17 protein-coding genes and 3 pseudogenes are annotated in these 21,863 nt (G+C 66.0%); 14 read left to right on the top strand and 6 right to left on the bottom strand.

Translation table 11 applies throughout. The annotated features are described in order from the left end of the window. Window positions 1-271: 271 nt before the first annotated feature. Together G6N44_RS10120 and G6N44_RS10115 are read right to left on the bottom strand one after the other, a co-directional pair. Window positions 272-1,520, bottom strand: a pseudogene (locus tag G6N44_RS10120) (IS256 family transposase). 227 nt (window positions 1,521-1,747) lie between these two features. Beyond that, window positions 1,748-2,622, bottom strand: a pseudogene (locus tag G6N44_RS10115) (IS5 family transposase). Window positions 2,623-3,095: 473 nt separating this feature from the next. On the opposite strand from G6N44_RS10115, the gene lpqS reads away from it, so the two are divergent. The 3 genes from lpqS (at window position 3,096) to G6N44_RS10100 (ending at window position 6,003) form a co-directional block, all read left to right on the top strand. Next, window positions 3,096-3,518 carry a putative copper homeostasis (lipo)protein LpqS gene (lpqS, locus tag G6N44_RS10110; protein ID WP_126335094.1) on the top strand — a complete coding sequence of 141 codons (423 nt, stop codon included), beginning with the start codon at window positions 3,096-3,098 and terminating at the stop codon, window positions 3,516-3,518. Window positions 3,519-3,631: 113 nt separating this feature from the next. Then, window positions 3,632-4,741, top strand: a complete 1,110-nt coding sequence (locus G6N44_RS10105; RefSeq protein ID WP_126335093.1) for a PLP-dependent cysteine synthase family protein — start codon at window positions 3,632-3,634, stop codon at window positions 4,739-4,741. Window positions 4,742-4,791: 50 nt separating this feature from the next. Further along, window positions 4,792-6,003, top strand: a complete 1,212-nt coding sequence (locus G6N44_RS10100; protein ID WP_276005827.1) for an MFS transporter — start codon at window positions 4,792-4,794, stop codon at window positions 6,001-6,003. Window positions 6,004-6,229: 226 nt separating this feature from the next. Here G6N44_RS10100 and G6N44_RS10095 read toward each other — a convergent pair whose 3' ends face one another. Continuing rightward, complete coding sequence (locus G6N44_RS10095) at window positions 6,230-7,435, bottom strand: YVTN family beta-propeller repeat protein (RefSeq protein WP_126335091.1); 1,206 nt, start codon at window positions 7,433-7,435, stop codon at window positions 6,230-6,232. Window positions 7,436-7,563: 128 nt separating this feature from the next. Between G6N44_RS10095 and G6N44_RS10090 the strand changes: the two genes are divergently transcribed. Next, the gene (locus tag G6N44_RS10090; RefSeq protein WP_126335090.1) at window positions 7,564-7,941 is read left to right on the top strand and encodes a thioredoxin family protein; all 378 of its coding nucleotides are present in this window, start codon (window positions 7,564-7,566) and stop codon (window positions 7,939-7,941) included. 530 nt (window positions 7,942-8,471) lie between these two features. On the opposite strand, the gene G6N44_RS10085 is transcribed toward G6N44_RS10090, so the two are convergent. Together G6N44_RS10085 and G6N44_RS10080 are read right to left on the bottom strand one after the other, a co-directional pair. After that, window positions 8,472-9,626, bottom strand: a complete 1,155-nt coding sequence (locus tag G6N44_RS10085) for a sensor histidine kinase (protein ID WP_126335089.1) — start codon at window positions 9,624-9,626, stop codon at window positions 8,472-8,474. Beyond that, a complete protein-coding gene (locus G6N44_RS10080; protein WP_126336958.1) occupies window positions 9,623-10,315 on the bottom strand; it encodes a response regulator in 693 nt (230 codons plus the stop codon). Before G6N44_RS10080 ends, G6N44_RS10085 begins: the two co-directional genes overlap by 4 nt. Window positions 10,316-10,515: 200 nt before the next feature. Here G6N44_RS10080 and G6N44_RS10075 point away from each other — a divergent pair, with 200 nt between their 5' ends. The 9 genes and pseudogenes from G6N44_RS10075 to G6N44_RS10035 all read left to right on the top strand — a co-directional run bounded on the left by G6N44_RS10075 (window position 10,516) and on the right by G6N44_RS10035 (window position 19,903). Beyond that, entirely contained in the window at window positions 10,516-10,815 is a 300-nt protein-coding gene (locus tag G6N44_RS10075) for an SHOCT domain-containing protein (RefSeq protein ID WP_126335088.1), read from the top strand. Beyond that, window positions 10,808-12,325, top strand: coding sequence for a multicopper oxidase family protein (locus tag G6N44_RS10070; protein WP_126335087.1), 1,518 nt, complete (start codon window positions 10,808-10,810; stop codon window positions 12,323-12,325). The genes G6N44_RS10075 and G6N44_RS10070 overlap by 8 nt, the downstream gene beginning before the upstream one ends. 75 nt (window positions 12,326-12,400) lie before the next feature. Beyond that, complete coding sequence (locus G6N44_RS10065; protein ID WP_126335086.1) at window positions 12,401-13,036, top strand: DUF305 domain-containing protein; 636 nt, start codon at window positions 12,401-12,403, stop codon at window positions 13,034-13,036. A gap of 45 nt (window positions 13,037-13,081) precedes the next feature. Beyond that, entirely contained in the window at window positions 13,082-15,241 is a 2,160-nt protein-coding gene (locus G6N44_RS10060; protein ID WP_372508227.1) for a heavy metal translocating P-type ATPase, read from the top strand. 27 nt (window positions 15,242-15,268) lie between these two features. After that, a complete protein-coding gene (locus G6N44_RS29175; RefSeq protein ID WP_179964504.1) occupies window positions 15,269-15,517 on the top strand; it encodes a hypothetical protein in 249 nt (82 codons plus the stop codon). A gap of 26 nt (window positions 15,518-15,543) precedes the next feature. Further along, a pseudogene (locus G6N44_RS10050) lies at window positions 15,544-16,419 on the top strand (IS5 family transposase). A gap of 58 nt (window positions 16,420-16,477) precedes the next feature. Then, the gene (locus G6N44_RS10045; RefSeq protein ID WP_163663605.1) at window positions 16,478-18,235 is read left to right on the top strand and encodes a glycerol-3-phosphate dehydrogenase/oxidase; all 1,758 of its coding nucleotides are present in this window, start codon (window positions 16,478-16,480) and stop codon (window positions 18,233-18,235) included. Then, window positions 18,232-19,092, top strand: coding sequence for a pseudouridine synthase (locus G6N44_RS10040; protein WP_163663604.1), 861 nt, complete (start codon window positions 18,232-18,234; stop codon window positions 19,090-19,092). Before G6N44_RS10045 ends, G6N44_RS10040 begins: the two co-directional genes overlap by 4 nt. Window positions 19,093-19,132: 40 nt before the next feature. After that, a complete protein-coding gene (locus tag G6N44_RS10035; protein WP_163663602.1) occupies window positions 19,133-19,903 on the top strand; it encodes an SDR family NAD(P)-dependent oxidoreductase in 771 nt (256 codons plus the stop codon). A 61-nt stretch (window positions 19,904-19,964) separates the two neighbouring features. Here G6N44_RS10035 and G6N44_RS10030 read toward each other — a convergent pair whose 3' ends face one another. Continuing rightward, window positions 19,965-20,645, bottom strand: a complete 681-nt coding sequence (locus G6N44_RS10030; RefSeq protein ID WP_163663601.1) for a TetR family transcriptional regulator — start codon at window positions 20,643-20,645, stop codon at window positions 19,965-19,967. Between the two features lie 145 nt (window positions 20,646-20,790). On the opposite strand from G6N44_RS10030, the gene G6N44_RS10025 reads away from it, so the two are divergent. Further along, complete coding sequence (locus tag G6N44_RS10025; RefSeq protein ID WP_163663599.1) at window positions 20,791-21,843, top strand: ferredoxin reductase; 1,053 nt, start codon at window positions 20,791-20,793, stop codon at window positions 21,841-21,843. Window positions 21,844-21,863: the final 20 nt, after the last annotated feature.

Genomic DNA, 21,863 nt, shown 5'->3' with positions numbered 1-21,863 from the left:
GGTCTTTCATCGTCGGTGGGTCAGGTTGGCGTGTTCCCCGTGATTGAGACCGGGAGGTTTTAGGCTAGGCCCACCGTGCAACGCCAACGCCGGGCCACCCTGCGGAATTGGTAACACGTGCATTGGTAGTCAGCTCCCTATCCCTTTGCGTGACGCCTCGTAGGCGTGAAAATGGGGTCGGGTCGCCTGCCGACGCGATAGTGCCCCTTGGGGTGGTGGACTTCGGATCGGCGTGGGTTCACGCGTGGTGATCAACGAGTCGTGGTGAATGCTAGGCGATTTGGCGTTGTTCGGGAACCGGTTCGGTCTCTGTTTGGGCGGCGGCGTGTTTGGCGGCGATGACTTTGCGCAGTTCAGCCATGGAGACCTCGGATAGGTAGCGGCGGGTGACTTGCCATTCGTCGTGGGCTTCGATGACCACGGCGGTGGCCAACCGCAGGAATGCTGCGGGGTTGGGGAAGATTTCCACGACATCGGCGCGGCGTTTGATCTCCTTGTTGAGGCGTTCGATGGGGTTGTTCGACCAGATCTTTTGCCAGTGTCCGCGTGGGAACGCCGTGAACGCCAGCACGTCAGTTTTCGCTTCGTCCATCATTGTGGCCACTTTCGGGAAGCTCGACGACAGCGTGTCGGCGACCTGGTCCCATTGGGCGGCGACGTCGGCGGGGTCGGTGTGGGCGAAGATGGTCTTGACCGCCGCGGTCACCGCCGGGGCGTGTTTGGCGGCCACCGCGCCGTGCAGGTTGCGCATGAAATGGACCCGGCACCGCTGCCAGGAGGATCCGGCGAACTGCTGGGCGACGGCGGCCTTGAGCCCGGCGTGGGCATCGGAGATCACCAGGTGCACCCCGGCCAACCCGCGGGCCTTGAGGGAAGCCAGGAACTCCCGCCAGAACTCGAAGGACTCGCTGTCACCAACGGCGGTGCCCAGCACCTCGCGGGTGCCGTCGATGGACACCCCGGTGGCCACCACCAAAGCGTGGGATACCACATGAGCCCCGATACGGACCTTGCAGAACGTCGCGTCGCAGAAGACGTACGGGAACTGGGTGTGGGTCAGGTTGCGGGTGCGAAAGGCCTCGATCTCCTTGTCTAGGCCGGCGCAGATGCGTGAGACCTCCGACTTCGAGACCCCGAACCGACACCGAGCGCTGCGACGAGGTCATCGACGTTGCGGGTCGACACCCCGTGCACGTAGGCCTCCATGATCACCGCGTGCAAGGCCTTGTCGATACGGCGTCGCCGCTCGAGCAGCGACGGGAAGAACGATCCGGCCCGCAGTTTGGGGATCTGGACTTCGATATCCCCGGCGGTGGTCGACACCGTCTTGGGACGGTGCCCGTTGCGATGCGTACTGCGATCGCCGCTGCGTTCGTAGCGGCGGCGCCGATCGCCTCGGTGGCCTCGGCCTCGATCAACGCCTGCAGCCCGGCGCGGATCAGCTCGGCGAACACCGCCCCGGCATCAGCGGACTTGAGCGCATCGAGCTGGGCGAGCAAGGCAGAATGGTCCTGGGTCATCGCGTGGTGCGTCCTTTGCTTGAGTCACTTTGGTCGGTAACTCAATGACCACTACGCGATGCCCCACCCCAAAGCCCTCAACGACACACCGAACAGAGTCCGGCCGGGTCAGCCTCAGGCCCGAAACCCCACCACCCCAGGGGACTTACCCGCCGACGCCGACACTTCCTCGGGCCGTGGAGCCCGTTAGTCAGCTTGGCGCCGGGACCCGACCTAGGTCGTGTCTGTTAATTGCGGACTCGGTGGAAGGTGATGATCGCGGCCAGGGTGACTCCGCCGAGGTATGAAAGGGCGTACTTGTCGTAGCGGGTGGCGATGGCTCGCCAGTGTTTGATGCGGTTGAAGCACCGCTCGATGGTGTTGCGATGCTTGTAGATTCGCCCGGCGAATGCTGGTGGCCGTCCGCCTTTGCTGCCCTTGGCTTTGCGGCGTTCGATCTGATCACTGCGTTCGGGGATGGTGTGCGCGATCTTCAGCTGGCGTAGCCGCGCCCGGGTCGAGTCGTGCGAATAGGCCTTGTCGGCCAGCAGGCGGAACGTGTTGATATCGGTGTCGGCAAGCAGGTCCAGCAGTGGCCATAGCATCGGATTGTCGCCGGCCTGGCCAGCCGACAGCACCATGGCGACCGGACTGCATCGTTGGTCGGCCAGCGCATGGATCTTGGTGGTCAACCCGCCCCGGGAACGTCCAATGGCGTGGTCGTCAGGCTCGTCGGGGTACTTCTTGTAATTCGATAGATCCCCCTGTGTGCCGCCCCGGGCGTGCACCAGCAGCATGCTGATGCACACGTACGCTGGTCGAATCCACCGACAGCAGCAGTTCGGCCAGATCAGCGTCGGTGTCATCAATATCGTTAGCGATCGCTGCGAAGATCCGTGTAGGTCCCATCGGTGGACCAGCGCAGATGTCGTTCGGCTACCGACTGCCAGGCACCGAACTGCTCGGGTAGATCGCGCCACGGTGATCCGGTGCGGAAACGCCAGATAATGCCTTCCAGCGTCAGGCGATGATCATTCCACGGGCGGCCCCGCCGTCGGGCGGAGGGCAGCTCCGGCTCGATCGCCGACCACAACTCATCAGAAATCACACCTGTACGTATCACCTAAACAGCATCAGTCACAACACTGTTCACATTAAGCAGACACGCCCTAGTCGACGGCGCGCTAAGCGGCGCGCATGTGCCCGGCGCTTCCAAGGTTCGTATCTCGGCTCGGCCGCAGGAGGGCACCGGTCAGCTCGCGGCCAGACAATGCCGCGCCCCTTCGGCGTGTTGTCGACCCTTCGAACGCGCTGTGCGCGCGCACGGCGTGCAGTACCCGTTGATCGCGTGCCCGATCGTCTGGGGCGACCCGGCAGCAAGTCTGCGGGTAACTGGCAGAACTGCAGCTTTATTGGCAGGGGCGACAGTTGCTGGCGTGGTTCGCGTTGGCTGTCGGGTGGTTACCACAGTGCAGGAGCCGTCGAAGACGCCGAAATCGGCGATCGGCTACCGGGGAGCCGCAGTGCGATAACAAGATGGCGTCAAGTATCCGAGACGCGGGAGAGGTTCGCATCCGCTGTTAGTGTCAGCGCATTGTGACGTCGACCGCTAACGTAACTCGCGCGACGCACAGTGCCGCCATCGCGGCGCTGGCGCTGGCGCTGGGGTTGTTGGTAATGGTGATCGGCGTCGGGTGGGCATCGGGGAGCGCTGAGCCGTCGGGGTCTCATGGCCCGCACGCGACGGTCGCCGGCCCCTACGGCGAGTTTGCTGTCGCAGCTGACCATCCGCACTTCGAAAACGGGTCGCTGCCGGTGGTGCCTGACATCGTCGCCGAGGCCGTGCTGCCCCGAGCAGCAACCGCACTGGTGGCCCTGGGTCTGGCTGTCGCGATCGGCCTGGTGGCCTTGCTGTGGCGCCCCCGACTATGGCGGGGAGTGCGAGGGCCACCTCGCGGCAGGGGCGCCGTGTGGAGCGGTCGGCAGAGGTTGACCCGCATGTGCATCGCGCGCCGCTGACGGTGTCGCGCCAGATCGCCTTGCCTATCCGGCAGGGCCGTCGGTGACCGCTGCCAGTACCCGCAGCCGCGTCCCAACACATGCCGCGGCATCCTTTCGGAAGCGACGAAACCATGAACCACATTCTGTCCGCTCAGCCCCCACATCTGCACGCCTCCCGCCACCATTTCCTGGGCCGTTGCGACCGGCCTGCCACGATGGTCGGCCGGACTCCGGTGCTGCGCTTTGGCGCCCCGTTCACCACCGATGGCCGTGGCTTTTGGGCCAAGCTCGAAGGCTTCAATCCCGGCGGCATGAAGGACCGCCCGGCGTTGTACATGGTCGAGCGGGGCCGGGCTCGCGAAGAACTGCGACCCGGGGCGCGCATCATCGAATCGACCAGCGGCACCCTGGGATTGGGCTTAGCGCTGGCCGGCACGGTGTACGGCCATCCGGTCACGCTGGTCACCGACCCCGGATTGGAGCCCATCATCGCTCGGATGCTGACGGCTTTCGGTGCCCAGGTCGATGTGGTGAGCTCGCCCCATCCCGAGGGTGGGTGGCAGCAAGCACGGCGCGACCGGGTCGCCGAGTTGCTGGGCGCCGATCCGCACGCTTGGTACCCCGATCAGTACACCAACCCCGACAACGTCGAGGCGTACCGGCCGTTGGCGCTGGAATTGCAGGCTCAACTCGGCCACATCGACGTGCTGGTGTGCTCGGTGGGCACCGGTGGGCATTCGGCCGGGGTGGCACGGGTGCTGCGCGAGTTCAATCCCGAGCTGCGGTTGATCGGGGTGGACACGGTCGGATCGACGATCTTCGGACAGCCGTCCGGCACCCGGCTGATGCGCGGGCTGGGCTCGAGTATCTACCCGCGCAATGTGGATTACGCGGCGTTCAGCGAGGTGCACTGGGTGGCGCCGGCCGAGGCGGTGTGGGCCTGCCGCACGCTGGCGGCCACCCATTACGCCAGCGGTGGGTGGAGTGTCGGAGCGGTCGCCTTGGTAGCCGGCTGGGCGGCACGCACGCTGGGACCCGACGCCACCATCGCTGCGATCTTCCCCGATGGGCCGCAACGCTACTTCGACACCGTCTACAACGACGACTACTGCCGCGCCCACGGCCTGCTCGGAGTCGTCCCGCCTCCTGAGCCGGCCGTCATCGACGATCCGCGCATCAGAATTGTGTCGTCGTGGACCCGTTGCACCCACGTCGTCGACCCGGTGGCGGTGATGGGGTGATCGGCATTCTCACGCAGTTCCGCAGCTTTGGCTGGCCGAGCCGACTGTTGATGATCAACCAGTTCGGGATCAATCTCGGGTTCTACATGCTCATGCCCTATCTGGCCGGCTACCTCGCCGGCCCACTAGGGTTCGCCGCGTGGGCGGTGGGACTGGTGCTCGGCGTGCGCAACTTCTCCCAACAGGGAATGTTCATTATCGGGGGCACCCTGGCCGATCGGCTCGGCTACAAGCCGCTGATCGTGGCCGGCTGCCTGTTGCGCACAGCCGGTTTCGGGTTGCTGGTCATCGCCGAGTCGCTGCCGGGGCTGCTTATCGCCTCGGCGGCCACCGGATTCGCCGGTGCGCTGTTCAACCCCGCGGTTCGGGCCTACTTGGCCGTTGACGCCGGGCCGCGCCGCGTGCAGGCGTTCGCGGTGTTCAACATCTTCTACCAGGCCGGCATCCTGGCCGGCCCGCTGGTGGGGCTGGCGCTGATGATGCTCGATTTTCGCGTCACTGCCGCAGCGGCCGCGGTCGTATTCGCACTGTTGACCATCGCCCAACTGTTCGCACTGCCCCAGCACAGCACCGACGTGCCGGCAGGGACAACTTCGGTGTTGGTCGACTGGCGCACCGTGGCAGCCAACCGGTCATTTATATTGTTCGCCGCGGCGATGATCGGCTCCTACGTGCTGTCATTCCAGGTCTACCTTGCTTTGCCGCTGCAGGCCGGGATACTCGCCCCGAGCGACCAATCGCTCATCGTGGCAGGGATTTTCGTCGTATCAGGTGTGGTGGCTGTCTTTGGGCAAATGCGCATCACCCGCTGGTTCGCCGCACGCTGGCGGCCGGGGCGATCCTTGGTGGTCGGGTTGGCGGTCTTGAGCGCGGCGTTCATCCCACTGATGGTGATACCCGACAGCGAGCGCCTGGGCCACGGCGCGGCGGTGGCCGCGCTGCTGGTGGCAGCGGGGCTGCTGGCGGTCGGTTCCGCGGCGGTGTTTCCGTTCGAGATGGACACCGTCGTGTCGCTGGCGGACGGTCGCTTGGTCGGCACCCACTACGGCTTCTACAACACCATCGTCGGGATCGGAATCCTCGCCGGCAACCTTGCGACGGGATCGCTGATGCACGCTGCCCACCTCGCCGGCGTCGACGAACTCGTGTGGGTAGGGCTCGCACTGATCGGACTACTGTCCGCGACTGCTCTCTACCGACTCGACCGCACGGGCCGCCTGCAACCTCTACCGGCCACCGGACCCATCGCGACAGCAGACTGACCGCCTCCGACCGCCCGGTACAGCACTCCCATTGCGTCCTGACGACAGCACTTTGCTCTCAGCAGACTTGACACCGTTGTGCTTGCTTCCATCGTGCGCCGCACGGGCCGCGGCAGTCGTCGGTCCATCCGGTCCGGGCTCCGATCGCGCAGATCCCACGGCTTGAGCCTCCGCCGCTGAGCTGAAAAACGACGCCGACCAGCGAGGCCGGACGATTTGCGCCAGGTCACCGATGCCCTGGCTGGTGCGGCGACTCGGCGCTGCCGTCCTCGTCGGTCACGGCGGCAGGTGCAGGGAGGTCCAGCGCAACCGTGGGCGTGCTGGATCCCGGCGTTCGCGGTGAGTAGCTGATGCCGTTGGGTCCCTCGCCGACCGGGATGGTTACCGACACCGTCTGGCCGGCCAGGTCGACGACCGAGACGCTGTTGTCGTAGCTGTTGGTGACCCAGGCCAGCGTCCCCGCGGGGTCGATCACCACACCGTGCGGCCCAGCACCGGTCGCGACGGTGGTACGCACGGTCATCGTGGCCGTGTCGATCAGTGATACCGCATGCCCGGGGGCATCCGGGGTGCCCTGGTCAGCCGAGACCACCGTCGCGTTGTCGGGCGTGAGGTAGACCTGCACCGGGGCCGCCGACACCGCGACGCTGCCGGCCACCGTGCGCGCGTCGAGATCCACCTTCACCACCGCCGCCGGCTCGGTGATGCCGGTATAGGCGTAACGTCCGTCGGCGCTGACCGCTACCTGCGCCGGCCCGTCGCCCACCGGCACGGAGAACTGCATCTGATCGGTCTGGGCGTCGATCACATCCAGCGCCCCGGTCATGTGATTGGCGACGACGATCACCGAGCCGTCACTGGCCGCGCGTAGACCGTGCGGCATCCCACCCACCTCGATCAGGCCCAGCGGCTGCAGGCTTTGACTCTGGAATATCGACACCGTGCCGTCGTCGGCGTTGGCCACATAGACCTTGCCGTTGGGCGCCTCGATCACATGCGCCGGGTGGTGCCCGGTCTGGCCGGTCGCCCTGACCTGGTAGGTATCGGCGTCGATAGCCACCACGGTGTCGGTTCCGACGCTGGTTGCATACACCGTGGCGGCGTCCTGCCCGACCTGGACGTTGTGCGGTCCTTGGATGCCGGTCAGGGTGGTCACCACCGTGTTGGCCGCCGCATCGAGGACCGTCAGACTGTTGCCGATCTCGTCGGCAACCCACACCGACCCCGCTACCGGGGTCGGCTCCGGTGGGACGGGACTGGTTGGTGACTGCCCGGCCTGCCCGGTGTCACCACCAGAACAGCCCGCCAAAACCGCGGCCAGCAGCACTGTGGACAGAACGGCGATGAGTGTGGTGCGCGCCGACCCAGCCCGCCACCAGCCACCGCCCGGTGGCCGGATCCCAGACGACGTCGTAGTGGTGACCGATGACATGACCCGACCATACCCCCGGCAGGTATGTGCCCAAGCGGGGATTTGCGATGGCATACTGAACCCTTAGCTGACCGGACTGCTTCACTCAGTTGCGCGCGCTGATCCGCAGGAGGACCGCAATGCCACGGATGCACCTCGACCTCGACAACCTGGAATCGGCGTTGGCTCTCAAACCCATTGCCCTAGTGCACTTCTGGTCAGTGGGAAGCCCCGGCGGCGATGGTTTTGAACTGATCTACGACCGCTCGGCACGACGACATCCCGCGGTGCTGCACGCCGACGTCAATACCGATCAGCAACAGCACCTCGCTCAAATCGCCGGAGTAGCCGACGTTCCGACGACGCTGGTATTTCGTGACGGCGTATTGATCTATCGGGAACCGGGCGCGCTGTCGGCTCGCGTGCTCGAGGAACTTATCCAGCAAATCAAGCTGGTGGATATGGATAAATTGCGTGCCGCGACCGCCGTCCGGGATCCCAGCTCGACGCCACGTCCCTGGACTTGACCCTTCGATGTATAGAGTGCCAACGGCAGTTCGACCGACAGCCGACTGGTTCGGCAGTACCTGCTGACGGTACGTGCCGCTGACAGCGCCGGCCATGTAACCCGGGGTGGTCGAGTCGCACCGTCGCCGTCTTCGCTACGCGCGGCCGCCGCCGGTGCCGTCATTGAACATTTCAGTAAGTCCAACCAACTGCTTATTTGGTTATGCTGCTGCGAGTGTAGGTCGCCGAACTTGTCGAATCTGCGTTCCCGCGCCTGGGGTTTCTCAGAAACGCGTCGACCGGGTGATTCTCGCTACGAAGGAAAGCGGGCATCCATGTGTCCGCGCTGGCCGAATGGTCCCTGGATAAGATCCGTTAGCGGCAGCCGTTGGTTTCGCGAGTCTTTGAAGAGTTCCGAAGTCCGCACCGAATTCGTCTCCGCGACAGGGGCTTTCAACCTTTCCTTGAGGGCTGTCGGGGATGGTGTGCTACGCCGGTTTCGGTTGGCTTTCACGCCCGAGGACGCGCCAAACTGCGCGATGTGGCGCCACTACGCCCGGGGAGTGCCGGTGATGGGCAGGTCGATGGTGAACCGTGCGCCGTGGCCGGGGCCGTCGCTGTCGGCGCTGATCCGGCCTCCGTGGGCTTCGACCAGCGCGCGGGTGATCGTCAGACCGATGCCGCTGCCGCTGTGGCGACGGCTGCGGGCGAGGTCGGCTTGGTAGAAGCGGTCGAAGATGTGGCCGAGGTGTTCGGCGGCGATACCTTCTCCGGTGTCGGCGACCACGATCTCGGCGTGGGTGGGGTGGGTCTGCTGGCAGGTGATGGTGACGGTCCCGCCGGTGGGGGAGTGGCGCAGCGCGTTGTCGAGCAGGTTGCCCAGTACTTGCCCGAACCGGTCCGGGTCGACGGTGACCGGCACGGATCGGTGGATGCGGGCCTCGATGGTGACGCCCTTCTCGTCGTAGCGTGTCCGAACGGAGTCGACGGCGGCGGTGATCAGGGTTGTGGTGGTGGTGGGTACCGGGAGGATGCGGGTGAGATGTTCTTCGGCGCGGGAGACGGCGGTGATGTCCTCGGCGAGGCGGTCGAGCCGGTGGGTGGCGGCACGCAGGATCTGTACGGTGTCCTCGTCCAGGCTGCGGACGCCGTCTTCGAGGGCTTCGAGGTAGGAATCGAGGGTGGCGATCGGCGTGCGCATTTCGTGACCGAGGTCGGCGAGCATCCGGCGCCGGGTACTTTCGGTGGCTTCGAGGCGGCGGGCAACTTCGTTGACGGTGACGGTGAGTTCGTCGAATTCGCGGCCGAGTCCGGGGCTGTGTATGCGGGTGTCGTAGCGGCCTGCGGCGATCCGTGCAGTTGAGGTGGTCACGGCGGTCAGAGAGCGTTGCACCCGCCGGGTGATGTACCAGCTCACCGCCAGTGCCAACAGCACCGCGATCGCGACGGCCAGCCCCCACGCGAGGACGATCGACCAGGTGAAGGCTTCTTCAACGTGACTGGCCTGGCTGGAGTTGTGGTCGATGCCGGCCTGCCCGAGGTGATCTTGGAAGATTCCGGGCGCGAGTGCGGAGGCCACGAGCCAAGCACTGACGGCGCAGCCGATCACCACCACGGTCAGGGCGAGAAACAATCGGGTACCAAAGCTCGACCCGGCGAAGGTGCGCCGCACTGATCCTCGCGTAGCGGAGATCGGGGAGTTCATGTGCCGGTGCCCATCCGGTAGCCGACGCCGCGGACGGTGCGCACATAGCGACCGCGGGTGGCGTCGTCGCCGAGTTTGCGGCGCAGGTGACCGATGTGCACGGCGACAAGGTGTTCGTCGCTGATCCAGTTCGGCCCCCACACCGCGTCGATCAGCTGAGCGCGGGTGAGCACCACGCCGGGATCACGTGCCAGCGCCGCGAGAATGTCGAATTCGGTGCGGGTCAGGGCGACCGGCGTCCCGCCGACGGCGACCTCGCGGCCGTCGACATCGAGGCTCAGGTCACCGAAGGTTCGGGTGGGGAGGGCACCCGCAGGCCAGCCCGGTGCGGTGGTGCGAGGGCGAGGGCGGCGCAGCATCGCCTGGACGCGGGCCATCAGTTCGCGGGGACTGAACGGTTTGCTCATGTAGTCGTCGGCGCCGACGGACAGCCCGATGAGGGTGTCGATCTCCTCGGTGCGGGCGGTGAGCATCACCACGTACGCATCTGAGAACGTCCGCAGTTGCCGGCACACCTCCACCCCGTCCAGGCCCGGCAGTCCGAGGTCGAGGACGACCACGTCGGGATCGACCTGTCGGGCGAGAGCAACGGCGTCGACCCCGTCTGCGGTGATCGTGACCTCGAAGCCGTCGCGTTCGAGATATGAGCCGACCAGGTCTGCCAGCGGGGTTTCGTCTTCGATGATCATCGCCCGCAAGCCGGTGGGTGGGCGCTGCGCCGTCGCCGGGTCGCCGATCGGTGCGGGTATGCGAGCGGAGGAGGTCATGGCGTCCATCATCGCCAGCACCGTCCCGTCCCGGCGTCGGGACGGGCTTCTTGAGCAAATCTTCATACGACCTCCATCGAATCCTTGGGGTGGGCGCTCGAAGCTGAAGACACGAATCGAGGATGGAGGCGACGATGATGGCCTGGGTCGGTGACATCGGCTGGGCGGGATGGGCCGTCATGGTCGGGTGCATGCTCGTGTTCTGGATGGTGGTGATCTACCTGATAGCCACGATGTTCCGCACCGACCGCGCAGACGGTCCTGCTCGCCTCGGGCGACAGGGTGATCCGCTGCGGGGGCTCGAAGAGCGGTTCGCCCGAGGCGACATCGGCGCCGAGGAGTTCGTCGGCCGCCGACAGGTCTTGACGCAGATCGGCAACCCCGCTGCGAAAGCCGATCGGCGAGGGCAGGTTCGTGGTTAGGTTGCCCCGGCGCTCTTTTCTGATCGGTTCGTTGCTTGCCGGTGCTGGGGCGCTGGCGGCCTGCTCCGGGCCGGGAGCGGCCGCCGGTGCGCCGGTACGCGCAACATCACCCGTGGTGCGTCGGCTTGAGCAACAGCGCCGCACCCCCGGCCAGCAGGTGGTTTCGGCGCGGTTGACGTCGCGTCCGGTCGAGGTGGACTTCGGCGGCCGGATAGTGACTACCTGGGGATACGACGACTCTCTGCCTGGTCCGCTGCTGCGCGCCCGCGCCGGGGATCTGCTGCGAGTGGAGGTAGACAACCAACTGCCGGTGGAGACGAGTGTGCACTGGCACGGGCTTGCGTTGAGCAACGACATGGACGGGGTGCCTGGGCTGACACAGGACCCGATCGCCGCCGATGGTCGGTTCGTCTACGAGTTCACCGCCCCGGACGCGGGCACGTACTTCTACCACTCCCATTCGGGCGTGCAGCTCGATCGTGGTCTGTACGGCGCTCTGATCATCGACGATCCACACGAGCCGGGGGATTACGACCACGAATGGGTCGTGGTGCTCGACGACTGGCTCGACGGCACCGGCCGCACCCCCGACGAGGTGGCCCGCGAACTCGGAATCGGCGCCGGGAGCGGTGACGGTGCCGAAGACCTGGGCGGGATGGGCCACGGCAGCATGGGTGAGATGGGCCACGGCACCATGGGCGAGGAAACAATGCTCTCCCGACTGCTCGGTGGCGCAGGGGACGTGAGCTATCCCCATTTCCTGGTCGGCGGGCGCGTGCCCGACGATCTGATGGTCTTCACCGCGACACCCGGTCAGCGGGCAAGGGTCCGATTCGTAAATGCCGGCGCGGACACCGCTTTCAGGGTCGCATTGGGTGGGCATCGGATGACCGTCACCCACACCGACGGCTTCCCGGTCGTGCCGCAGGACACCGACGCGCTGCTGATCGGTATGGGCGAACGTTTTGATGTGCTCGTGACCCTCGGCGACGGCGTGTTCCCGTTGTTCGCCCAGGCCGAAGGCAAGACCGGGCACGGACAGGCCCTGGTGCGCACCGCCACCGGCGATCTTCCACCTCAACCCCGGCCGCGTGAGCTGGACGGGCGGGTGCTGCTCGGCACCGATCTCGCGCCCCGCGACCATGTGCGGTTGGCCGAGCAGGATCACGATCTTTATCACAGCGTCGACATGGGTGGAACCATGTCGCCCTACCGGTGGACCCTCAACGGCCGCACCCATCCGGACGTCCCGCCACTGAACGTCAACGCGGGACAACGGGTGCGCATGCGGATGCGGAACATGTCCGACATGTTCCACCCGATGCACCTGCACGGACACACCTTCGCGCTGACCGACACCGGACTGCGCAAGGACACCGTCACCATCAGGCCGATGCGCACCGTGGAGATCGAATTCGACACCGACAACCCCGGGCAATGGGCGCTGCACTGCCATAACGCCTACCACCAGGAAGCCGGAATGATGACCACCGTGTCCTACCTGGCCTGATCCCGGCAGTCGCCCAGCGGCGACCGGACTCGGTCGTCCCGATACCCGTAATTGTTCGAGAAAGGAACACACCCGATGAACAAGAAATGTCTCGCCGTCGGCGCCACCGCCCTGGCCGTGGTGTTCGCCGCCGCTGCCTGCAGTAACTCCGACACCGAAACCACCGCGGCGAGTTCCCCCGCGTCGCCCTCGGTGAGCACCTCTGTCGAGGAGGCGGCGGCGCACAATGACGCTGATGTGATGTTCGCCCAGATGATGCTCCCACATCATGCCCAGGCGATCGAGATGAGCGACATGATTCTGGCCAAAGAGGACATCCCCGTCGAGGTGACCACGCTGGCCGGGCAGATCAAGGCCGCCCAGGGTCCGGAGATCGAGCAGCTCGAGTCCTGGCTCGAACAGTGGGGTGCACCCACGTCGATGCCCGAGGGGCATCACGACATGCCCGGCATGGACGAGGAATCGGGCATGGGCGGAATGAAAGGGATGATGAGCGCAGAGGACATGCAGGCCCTCTCGCAGGCCCAGGGCACCGACGCTGCCCGCCTGTTCCTCGAGCAGATGATCGCCCACCACGAAGGCGCCGTCGAGATGGCGCAGACCGAGGTCGACGATGGGCAGTTCCCCGACGCGGTGGCGTTGGCCCGCAGCATCATTGATACCCAGCAGCAGGAGATCGAGACGATGCGTCAGCTGCTGAGCAGCCTGTAACGCCCCAGCTCACCACCGTCGGTCCGCCACAGTCAGGAGCTTTCGATGTCACACCCGGAACACGGACCCCCCCACTGGGAGCTGGCCGAACACGATCACGGTATCCCCACACAGAGCCCGCCCACCGACGCCCACGATGCACATGCCGGGCACGGGGAGCACCTCGCCCACCTCGGCGGGTCCGCAGAGCACGGCGGCCACGACCGGCACGCAGGACACGGCACGCACGGGGAGATGTTCCGCCGCCGCTTCTGGGTGTCGTTGATCCTGTCGATACCGGTCGTGGGTTTCAGCCACATGGTCGCCGAACTGCTCGGCTACCACATACCCGACTTCCCCGGCGCCATGTGGATTCCGCCGGTGCTGGGCACGGTGATCTTCGTCTACGGTGGCATGCCGTTCCTTACCGGCGGCTGGGCCGAACTCCGCTCACGCCGGCCAGGGATGATGCTGCTCATCGCGATGGCCATCAGCGTCGCGTTCCTCGCCTCGTGGGTCACCACCCTCGGCCTCGGCGGGTTCAATCTGGACTTCTGGTGGGAACTGGCGCTGCTGATCGTGATCATGCTGCTCGGGCACTGGCTCGAAATGCGCGCCCTCGGCTCGGCATCCGGCGCACTCGACGCGCTGGCGGCGATGCTTCCCGACACCGCCGAGAAGATCACCGACGACGGCACTCAGGAAATCTCGTTGTCGGAGTTGGCCCTCGACGACGTGGTGCTCGTGCGGGCCGGGGCTCGGGTCCCCGCGGACGGCACCGTTGTCAACGGGCGCGCCGAAGTCGACGAATCGATGATCACCGGCGAATCCAAGACCGTCACCCGCGAGGACGGTGACACCGTGGTCGCCGGCACCGTCGCCACCGACAGCGCCCTGCGCGTGCGGGTCACCGCCATCGGTGAGGACACCGCCCTGGCAGGCATCCAACGCATGGTCGCCGCCGCCCAGGCCTCCTCTTCGCGGGCGCAGGCGCTGGCGGACAAGGCTGCGGCGTTCTTGTTCTACTTCGCCGCCATCGCCGGTCTGGTCACATTCGTGGTGTGGGCGCTGCTCGGCAACATCGACGAAGCGGTGGTGCGGACGGTCACCGTGCTGGTCATCGCCTGCCCCCACGCCCTGGGATTGGCGATCCCGCTGGTGATCGCGCTGTCCACCGAACGCGCCGCCAAAGCCGGAGTACTGGTCAAGGACCGTCTCGCGCTCGAACGCATGCGTACCGTCGGGGTGGTGCTGTTCGACAAGACCGGCACCCTCACCCAGGGCCGACACCAGGTCACCGGCATCACGACCGCCCACGGGATCAACGAGTCGTATCTGCTGGCTCGCGCCGCCGCGGTCGAAGCCGACAGCGAACATCCCGTCGCTCAGGCGATCGTGGCCGCTGCCGAGGACCGCGTCCCGGCGACCGATCAGATCACCGCCACCAACTTCCGATCACTACCCGGACGAGGAGTACGCGCAGTCGTCGACGGCAGCGAGGTGACCGTCGGCGGCCCCGCCATGCTTACCGCGCTGTCGTTGTCGGTCCCAGCCGAGGTCACCGCGATCACCGAGCAGTGGGTGCGGCGAGGCGCCTCGGTCCTACACATCGCCGAAGGCGATCAGGTGCTCGGCGCGGTCGCGCTTGAAGACGCAGTCCGCGAAGAATCCCGCCAAGCGATCGACGCCCTGCACGCCCGCGGAGTCAAAGTCGCGATGATCACCGGCGACGCTCGGCAGGTCGCCGACGCGGTGGCCACCGATCTCGGCATCGACGAGGTATTCGCAGAGGTGCTGCCCGAACACAAGGACGCCAAGGTCACCGAGCTACAGCAACGAGGCCACAAGGTCGCCATGGTCGGCGATGGCGTCAACGACGGCCCAGCCCTGGCCCGAGCCGACGTCGGAGTGGCAATCGGGGCCGGCACCGATGTGGCGATCGAATCCGCCGGGGTGGTGCTGGCGGCGAACGATCCACGGGCGCTGCTGTCGATCATCGAACTCTCCCACGCCAGTTACCGGAAGATGTGGCAGAACCTGGTGTGGGCGACCGGCTACAACATCCTCGCCGTCCCACTGGCCGCGGGTGTGCTCGCCTTCGCTGGCATCGCGATCTCCCCGGCCGTCGCCGCAATCCTGATGTCCATCTCCACCATCGTGGTCGCCCTCAATGCCCAACTACTGCGCCGCCTCGACCTCGACCCGAACCGCCTGGCCCGTACCTGACCGATCCGAAACGAGTTCCGTATTTTGATGGCGAAAGTTCTCCTGCGCCGGTTGACGCCCGTCCTCGTCGCGGCTACTGCGGCGGCTGTGCTTGTCGGGTGCTCAACCAGCGAACCACCCACCACAACCGCCGAGTCGGTCTCGGCCACCGAGTCAACCGCGCCCAGTGTGACGTTGACCCCGGCACTCGATCACCTGCACGGCCTGCACCTCGGCGCCGACGGCACGGTACTGGCCGGCAGCCACACCGGCCTAGGGCGTGTCTGCTTAATGTGAACAGTGTTGTGACTGATGCTGTTTAGGTGATACGTACAGGTGTGATTTCTGATGAGTTGTGGTCGGCGATCGAGCCGGAGCTGCCCTCCGCCCGACGGCGGGGCCGCCCGTGGAATGATCATCGCCTGACGCTGGAAGGCATTATCTGGCGTTTCCGCACCGGATCACCGTGGCGCGATCTACCCGAGCAGTTCGGTGCCTGGCAGTCGGTAGCCGAACGACATCTGCGCTGGTCCACCGATGGGACCTACACACGGATCTTCGCAGCGATCGCTAACGATATTGATGACACCGACGCTGATCTGGCCGAACTGCTGCTGTCGGTGGATTCGACCAGCGTACGTGTGCATCAGCATGCTGCTGGTGCACGCCCGGGGCGGCACACAGGGGGATCTATCGAATTACAAGAAGTACCCCGACGAGCCTGACGACCACGCCATTGGACGTTCCCGGGCGGGTTGACCACCAAGATCCATGCGCTGGCCGACCAACGATGCAGTCCGGTCGCCATGGTGCTGTCGGCTGGCCAGGCCGGCGACAATCCGATGCTATGGCCACTGCTGGACCTGCTTGCCGACACCGATATCAACACGTTCCGCCTGCTGGCCGACAAGGCCTATTCGCACGACTCGACCCGGGCGCGGCTACGCCAGCTGAAGATCGCGCACACCATCCCCGAACGCAGTGATCAGATCGAACGCCGCAAAGCCAAGGGCAGCAAAGGCGGACGGCCACCAGCATTCGCCGGGCGAATCTACAAGCATCGCAACACCATCGAGCGGTGCTTCAACCGCATCAAACACTGGCGAGCCATCGCCACCCGCTACGACAAGTACGCCCTTTCATACCTCGGCGGAGTCACCCTGGCCGCGATCATCACCTTCCACCGAGTCCGCAATTAACAGACACGACCTAGGCGGAATCGGGCGGATCCCACGCCTCCCACGTAGCCTGGGGATCGTGACTGACCCGATCTCAGCACCGGGCGACGGGCAAACCTTCCTCGGACCGCAGCACAGGGCGCAAGCCTGGCAACGACTCGGCCATGAACAGTTCGACGTGGTGGTGATCGGCGGCGGTGTCGTTGGCGCCGGCGCGGCACTCGACGCGGCCACCCGAGGATTGAAAGTCGCGCTGGTCGAGGCGCGGGATTTCGCATCCGGTACCTCCAGCCGCAGCTCGAAGATGTTCCACGGTGGCCTGCGCTACCTCGAGCAGTTGGAGTTCGGGCTGGTGCGTGAGGCCCTGTACGAGCGTGAACTGAGTCTGACCACGCTCGCGCCGCATCTGGTCAAGCCGCTGCCGTTCCTGTTCCCGTTGACCAACCGTTGGTGGGAGCGGCCCTATATCGCAGCCGGGATCTTCCTCTACGACCAGCTCGGCGGAGCGAAATCCGTTCCGGCGCAGAAGCATCTGACGAAATCCGGGGCGCTTCGGCTGGCGCCGGGGCTCAAGCGCAGCTCGCTGATCGGCGGAATCCGCTACTACGACACCGTTGTCGACGACGCCCGGCACACCATGACCGTGGCTCGCACCGCGGCCCACTACGGCGCGGTGGTGCGTTCGTCGAGCCAGGTGGTTGCGCTGTTGCGCGAGGGCGATCGCGTCGTGGGGGTGACCCTGCGGGATTCCGAGGACGGGGCCACCACCGACGTCCGCGGCCACGTCGTGGTCAACGCCACCGGCGTGTGGACCGACGAGATCCAGGCACTGTCCAAGGAGCGCGGCAGGTTTCGGGTGCGTGCGTCCAAGGGTGTGCACATCGTGGTGCCGCGCGACCGGATCGTCAGCGAGGTGGCGATCATCCTGCGCACCGAGAAGTCGGTGCTGTTCGTGATTCCGTGGGGTACGCACTGGATCATCGGGACCACAGATACGGACTGGAATCTCGACCTTGCGCACCCCGCCGCGACCAAGGCCGACATCGATTACATCCTCGGACACGTCAACACCGTGCTGGTGACCCCGTTGACCCACGACGACATCGACGGCGTCTATGCCGGGTTGCGTCCGCTGCTGGCCGGCGAGAGCGAGGAGACGTCCAAGCTCTCACGAGAGCACGCCGTGGCAGTGCCTTCTCCGGGACTCGTGGCGATCGCCGGTGGGAAATACACCACCTACCGGGTGATGGCGGCCGACGCGATCGACGCTGCCGCAGAGTACATCCCGGCCCGGGTGGCGCCCTCGGTCACCGAGAAGGTTCCGCTGATGGGGGCCGACGGGTACTTCGCCCTGATCAACCAGACCGAATACGTCGGCAAGCAATACGGGTTGCATCCATACCGCGTCCGGCACCTGCTGGACCGTTACGGCTCGCTGATCGGTGAGGTGCTCAAGTTGGCCAGCGAACCAGCCGGAGCCAGGCCCGACCTCCTCGAACCGATCACCGATGCCCCGGTGTATCTCAAGGTGGAGGCCTACTACGCCGCCGCGGCGGAGGGGGCGCTGCACCTGGAGGACATCCTGGCCCGGCGGATGCGGATCGCCATCGAGTATCCGCACCGCGGCGTCGATTGCGCCCGCGAGGTCGCCGAAGTGGTTGCGCCCGTGCTGGGTTGGACTGCCGAGGATGTCGACCGTGAGGTCGCCACGTATATCGCCCGGGTGGAGGCCGAGGTGTTGTCCCAGACCCAACCCGACGATGAATCCGCCGATGCGCTGCGCCAGGCCGCCCCCGAAGCCCGCGCCGAGATCCTCGAGCCCGTGCCGCTCAATTGAGAAAGCGTTCATCGCCGCCGCTACCGGTGCGTGATGGCCTCGGCCCGGCGCGGCTGCGGCTGTTGGGTGGCAACGTGCACGACGAACTGCAGGCGCGGTTCGGCCTCGGCGCGAAAGTACTTGCCGGAGAGGTGGTTCTACCCGACGGCAGGGTCGTCGATGCGACGACGACGTTGCCCGTCGGCGCGCACGTCTACTTCTACCGCGACCTGGTCGACGAGGTGGAGGTTCCCTTCGACATCCCGGTCCTGTACCGCGACGACGACATCGTGGTGGTCGACAAGCCCCACTTCCTGGCCACCATGCCACGTGGCGGGCACGTGGCGCAGACCGCGCTGGTGCGGCTGCGCCGTGAACTGGACCTACCGGAACTGAGCCCCGCGCATCGGCTGGACCGGTTGACCGCGGGCGTGCTTCTGTTCACCGTGCGTCGTGAGGTCCGAGGCCGCTATCAGCGACTGTTCGCCGAAGGCGGGACGCGCAAGACGTATCTGGCCTGTACCGAGGGGACGGCGACGGTGCCGTTGCCTGCCACGCTGTGCAGCCGGATCATCAAGCAACGCGGGCAGTTACAGGCGTTCACCGAACCCGGTGAGCCCAACGCCGAGACGTATGTCGAGGAGCTGGGAGACGGGATGTACCGCCTGACACCGCGTACCGGGCGGACTCATCAACTGCGGGTACACATGGCCTCGATCGGACTGCCGATCATCGGTGATTCCCTGTACCCCAACGTGATCGACGTAGCTCCCGATGATTTCGACGATCCGCTGCAATTGTTGGCCCATCGCCTGGAGTTCACCGACCCGATCACCGGCGAGGACCGCGAATTCGTGAGCGCCCGGCTATTGGGCTGAAGGCCGACGTGAGTGGACCGCGGTGATGTCTACTGACGGGGTGAACCGTGAGACTTTCGACCACCTCTTCGACATGACCGACCGGACCGTGATCGTCACCGGTGGCACCCGCGGCATCGGATTGGCTCTGGCCGAGGGCTTTACGCTGGCCGGCGCCAGGGTGGTGGTTGCCAGCCGCAAGCCCGAGGCCTGCGACCGGGCTGCCGAGCACCTGCGTGGGCTGGGGGGACAGGCGATCGGAGTGCCCACACACAGCGGGAACGTCGACGACCTCGGCGCACTGGTGGAGCGCACGGTCGCCGAGTTCGGCGGGATCGACGTGGTGGTCAACAACGCCGCCAACGCGCTGGCCCAGCCGTTGGGACAGATGACGCCGGAGGCCTGGGCCAAGTCCTATGAGGTGAACCTGCGTGGGCCGGTGTTCCTGGTGCAGCACGCACTCCCACAGCTGGAGGCGAGCCCGAAGGCAGCCGTGCTGAACATGGTGTCGGTCGGAGCGTTCAACTTCGCACCTGCGCTGTCCATCTATGCCTCGGGCAAGGCCGCGCTGATGTCGGTGACCCGGTCGATGGCGGCCGAGTTCGCGCCGCTGGGTATCCGGGTGAACGCCCTGGCCCCGGGCCCCGTCGACACCGACATGATGCGCAACAACCCGCAGGAGGCCATCGATCTCATGAAGGGCAGGACCTTGATGAATCGGCTGGCCGCCCCGGACGAGATGGTCGGTGCCGCGCTCTTGATGTGTTCGGACGCCGGCAGCTACATGACCGGGCAGGTGATCATCGTCGACGGTGGCGGCACACCTCGCTGACCTCGGCCAGGCTGCTCGGTGCCGACCGACAGGATCTGGCTGCGGTTCTTCACCAGTGGGGTCAGCGGCTGTTCCAGCCGGCGACGCCGACCACGATCATGCGGAGCTGCTTGCGTGCGGCCTGTTTGATGTCGTCGAGTGCGTTCACGTCGTTGGCGTCGTCGATGGATTCCGCGGTGACCATCATCGAGTTGACGAACAGTCCGGCCAGGATGTTGAGGTCTTCGCTGCTCCACGTCGTCAAACCCGGCAGTCGGGCCAGGTCGATGGCCAGCTCGGAGGTGATCAGCCGGATTTCCGTGCGGATCGCATACCGAACGACGGTGACGCCGCTGTTGCGTTCGCGGCTGATGAAGCGCCAATGCTCGGGACGTTCGGCGACGCTGTTGAACAGGATGTCGACCGAGGACTCGATGATGCGCTTCGGGTCGAGTTGGCCCGCGCGGCCACCGCGGAGCATCTCGCGCAGGGCGCGGAAGGACTCATCGATCAGCACCAGGCCGAGTGCGTCCATCGATTCGAAGTGCCGGTAGAAGGCGGCGGGCACGATGCCGGCCTCGCGGGTGACCTCACGCAGGCTGAGTGCGCTGAAGCTGTCCGCTTCGAGCAGCTGCAGTGCAGCCGTGATGATCGCGCGGCGGGTGGCTTCCTTGCGCTCCTCGCGAGACGGTTTGTCCTTGGAACGGGAGCTTGACGAGCGGCTTGACCGCCGGTCTCGTGAACTGGGGCTACGACTGTTCACCGAAAAAAGCTAGCACAGCGGGATCGAACAACTGATCGGAACGCCTGTATATGACATAAAGGTACATACGTTCACTGTGTGATCCCAGCAACAACCAGCAGTTTAACCCTTGACGTGAACGTATACACAGCTTCATTGTGTACATATGTTCACCGAAACTTTGAGCCGCCGAATTCGGCGCTCCGCCCTGGTTGGGATCCTCACCGGCCCGCACGGCGTGGACCGGTACACCGAGGTTTACGACCGCACCTGGACCGTCGACGACGCCCGCGCCAAGGTGGTCGCCGTCCGCAAGCAGACACCGCGCAGCGTCACCCTGACGCTGCAGCCCAACGACGCCTGGCGGGGTTTCAGGGCCGGCCAGCACATCAACCTCACCGTCGAGATCGACGGTCGCCGCCGTACCCGGTGCTACTCGCCGGCCAACGCTGAAGGCAGTCCCGTCATCGAGTTGACTATCGGCCTGCACGACGGCGGGCTGGTCTCGCAGCATCTGTACCGCAACGCAGCGCCGGGCATGGTCCTGGGCCTCGACTCGGTCGGCGGCGACTTCGTCCTCCCTGCGCAGCGGCCCCGCCGCATCCTGTTGATCTCCGGTGGCAGCGGCATCACGCCGGTGCTCTCCATGCTGCGCACCTTGCGGGAGGAGAACTTCGACGGTGAACTCGCCTTCGTCCACTACGCCCGTAACCCTGAAGAGGCCGCGTACGCGACAGAGCTGGCCGCGACACCGGGTGTGACGGTGCTGCACAGCTACACCCGATCGAACCGGGGCGACCTCACCGGACACTTCGGTCCGCACCACCTGGCCGCGGCAATGCCGGACCCTGACGCGGTGTTCGTCTGCGGCCCGCCGGCTCTGGTCTCCGCGGTCAAGGATCTGCTGCCCGACGCTCGGTCGGAAAGCTTTGTGCCACCGGTGATCGCCGTGCCGACCGAGGTGTCCGGCGGAACCGTCGCCTTCACCGAAAGTGTCGTTGCAGTAGTCGACGATGGCCGCTCGATTCTGGAGCAAGCCGAGGCCGCCGGGCTGAACCCGAGGAACGGCTGCCGGATGGGCATCTGCCACACCTGCACCCGCAAGAAGATCAGCGGTCCGGTGAAGAACCTGATCACCGGCGCTGTCTCGACGGACCCTGACGAGAACATCGAAATCTGCGTAACGGCGCCCTGCGGCGACGTCCAGATCGACCTCTAGACACCTATTCCCAGCCTTTT

It is taken from the genome of Mycolicibacterium alvei (genome assembly GCF_010727325.1).
GTDB classification, from domain to species: domain Bacteria; phylum Actinomycetota; class Actinomycetes; order Mycobacteriales; family Mycobacteriaceae; genus Mycobacterium; species Mycobacterium alvei.
This window is presented reverse-complemented; position numbering and strand designations above follow the sequence as displayed.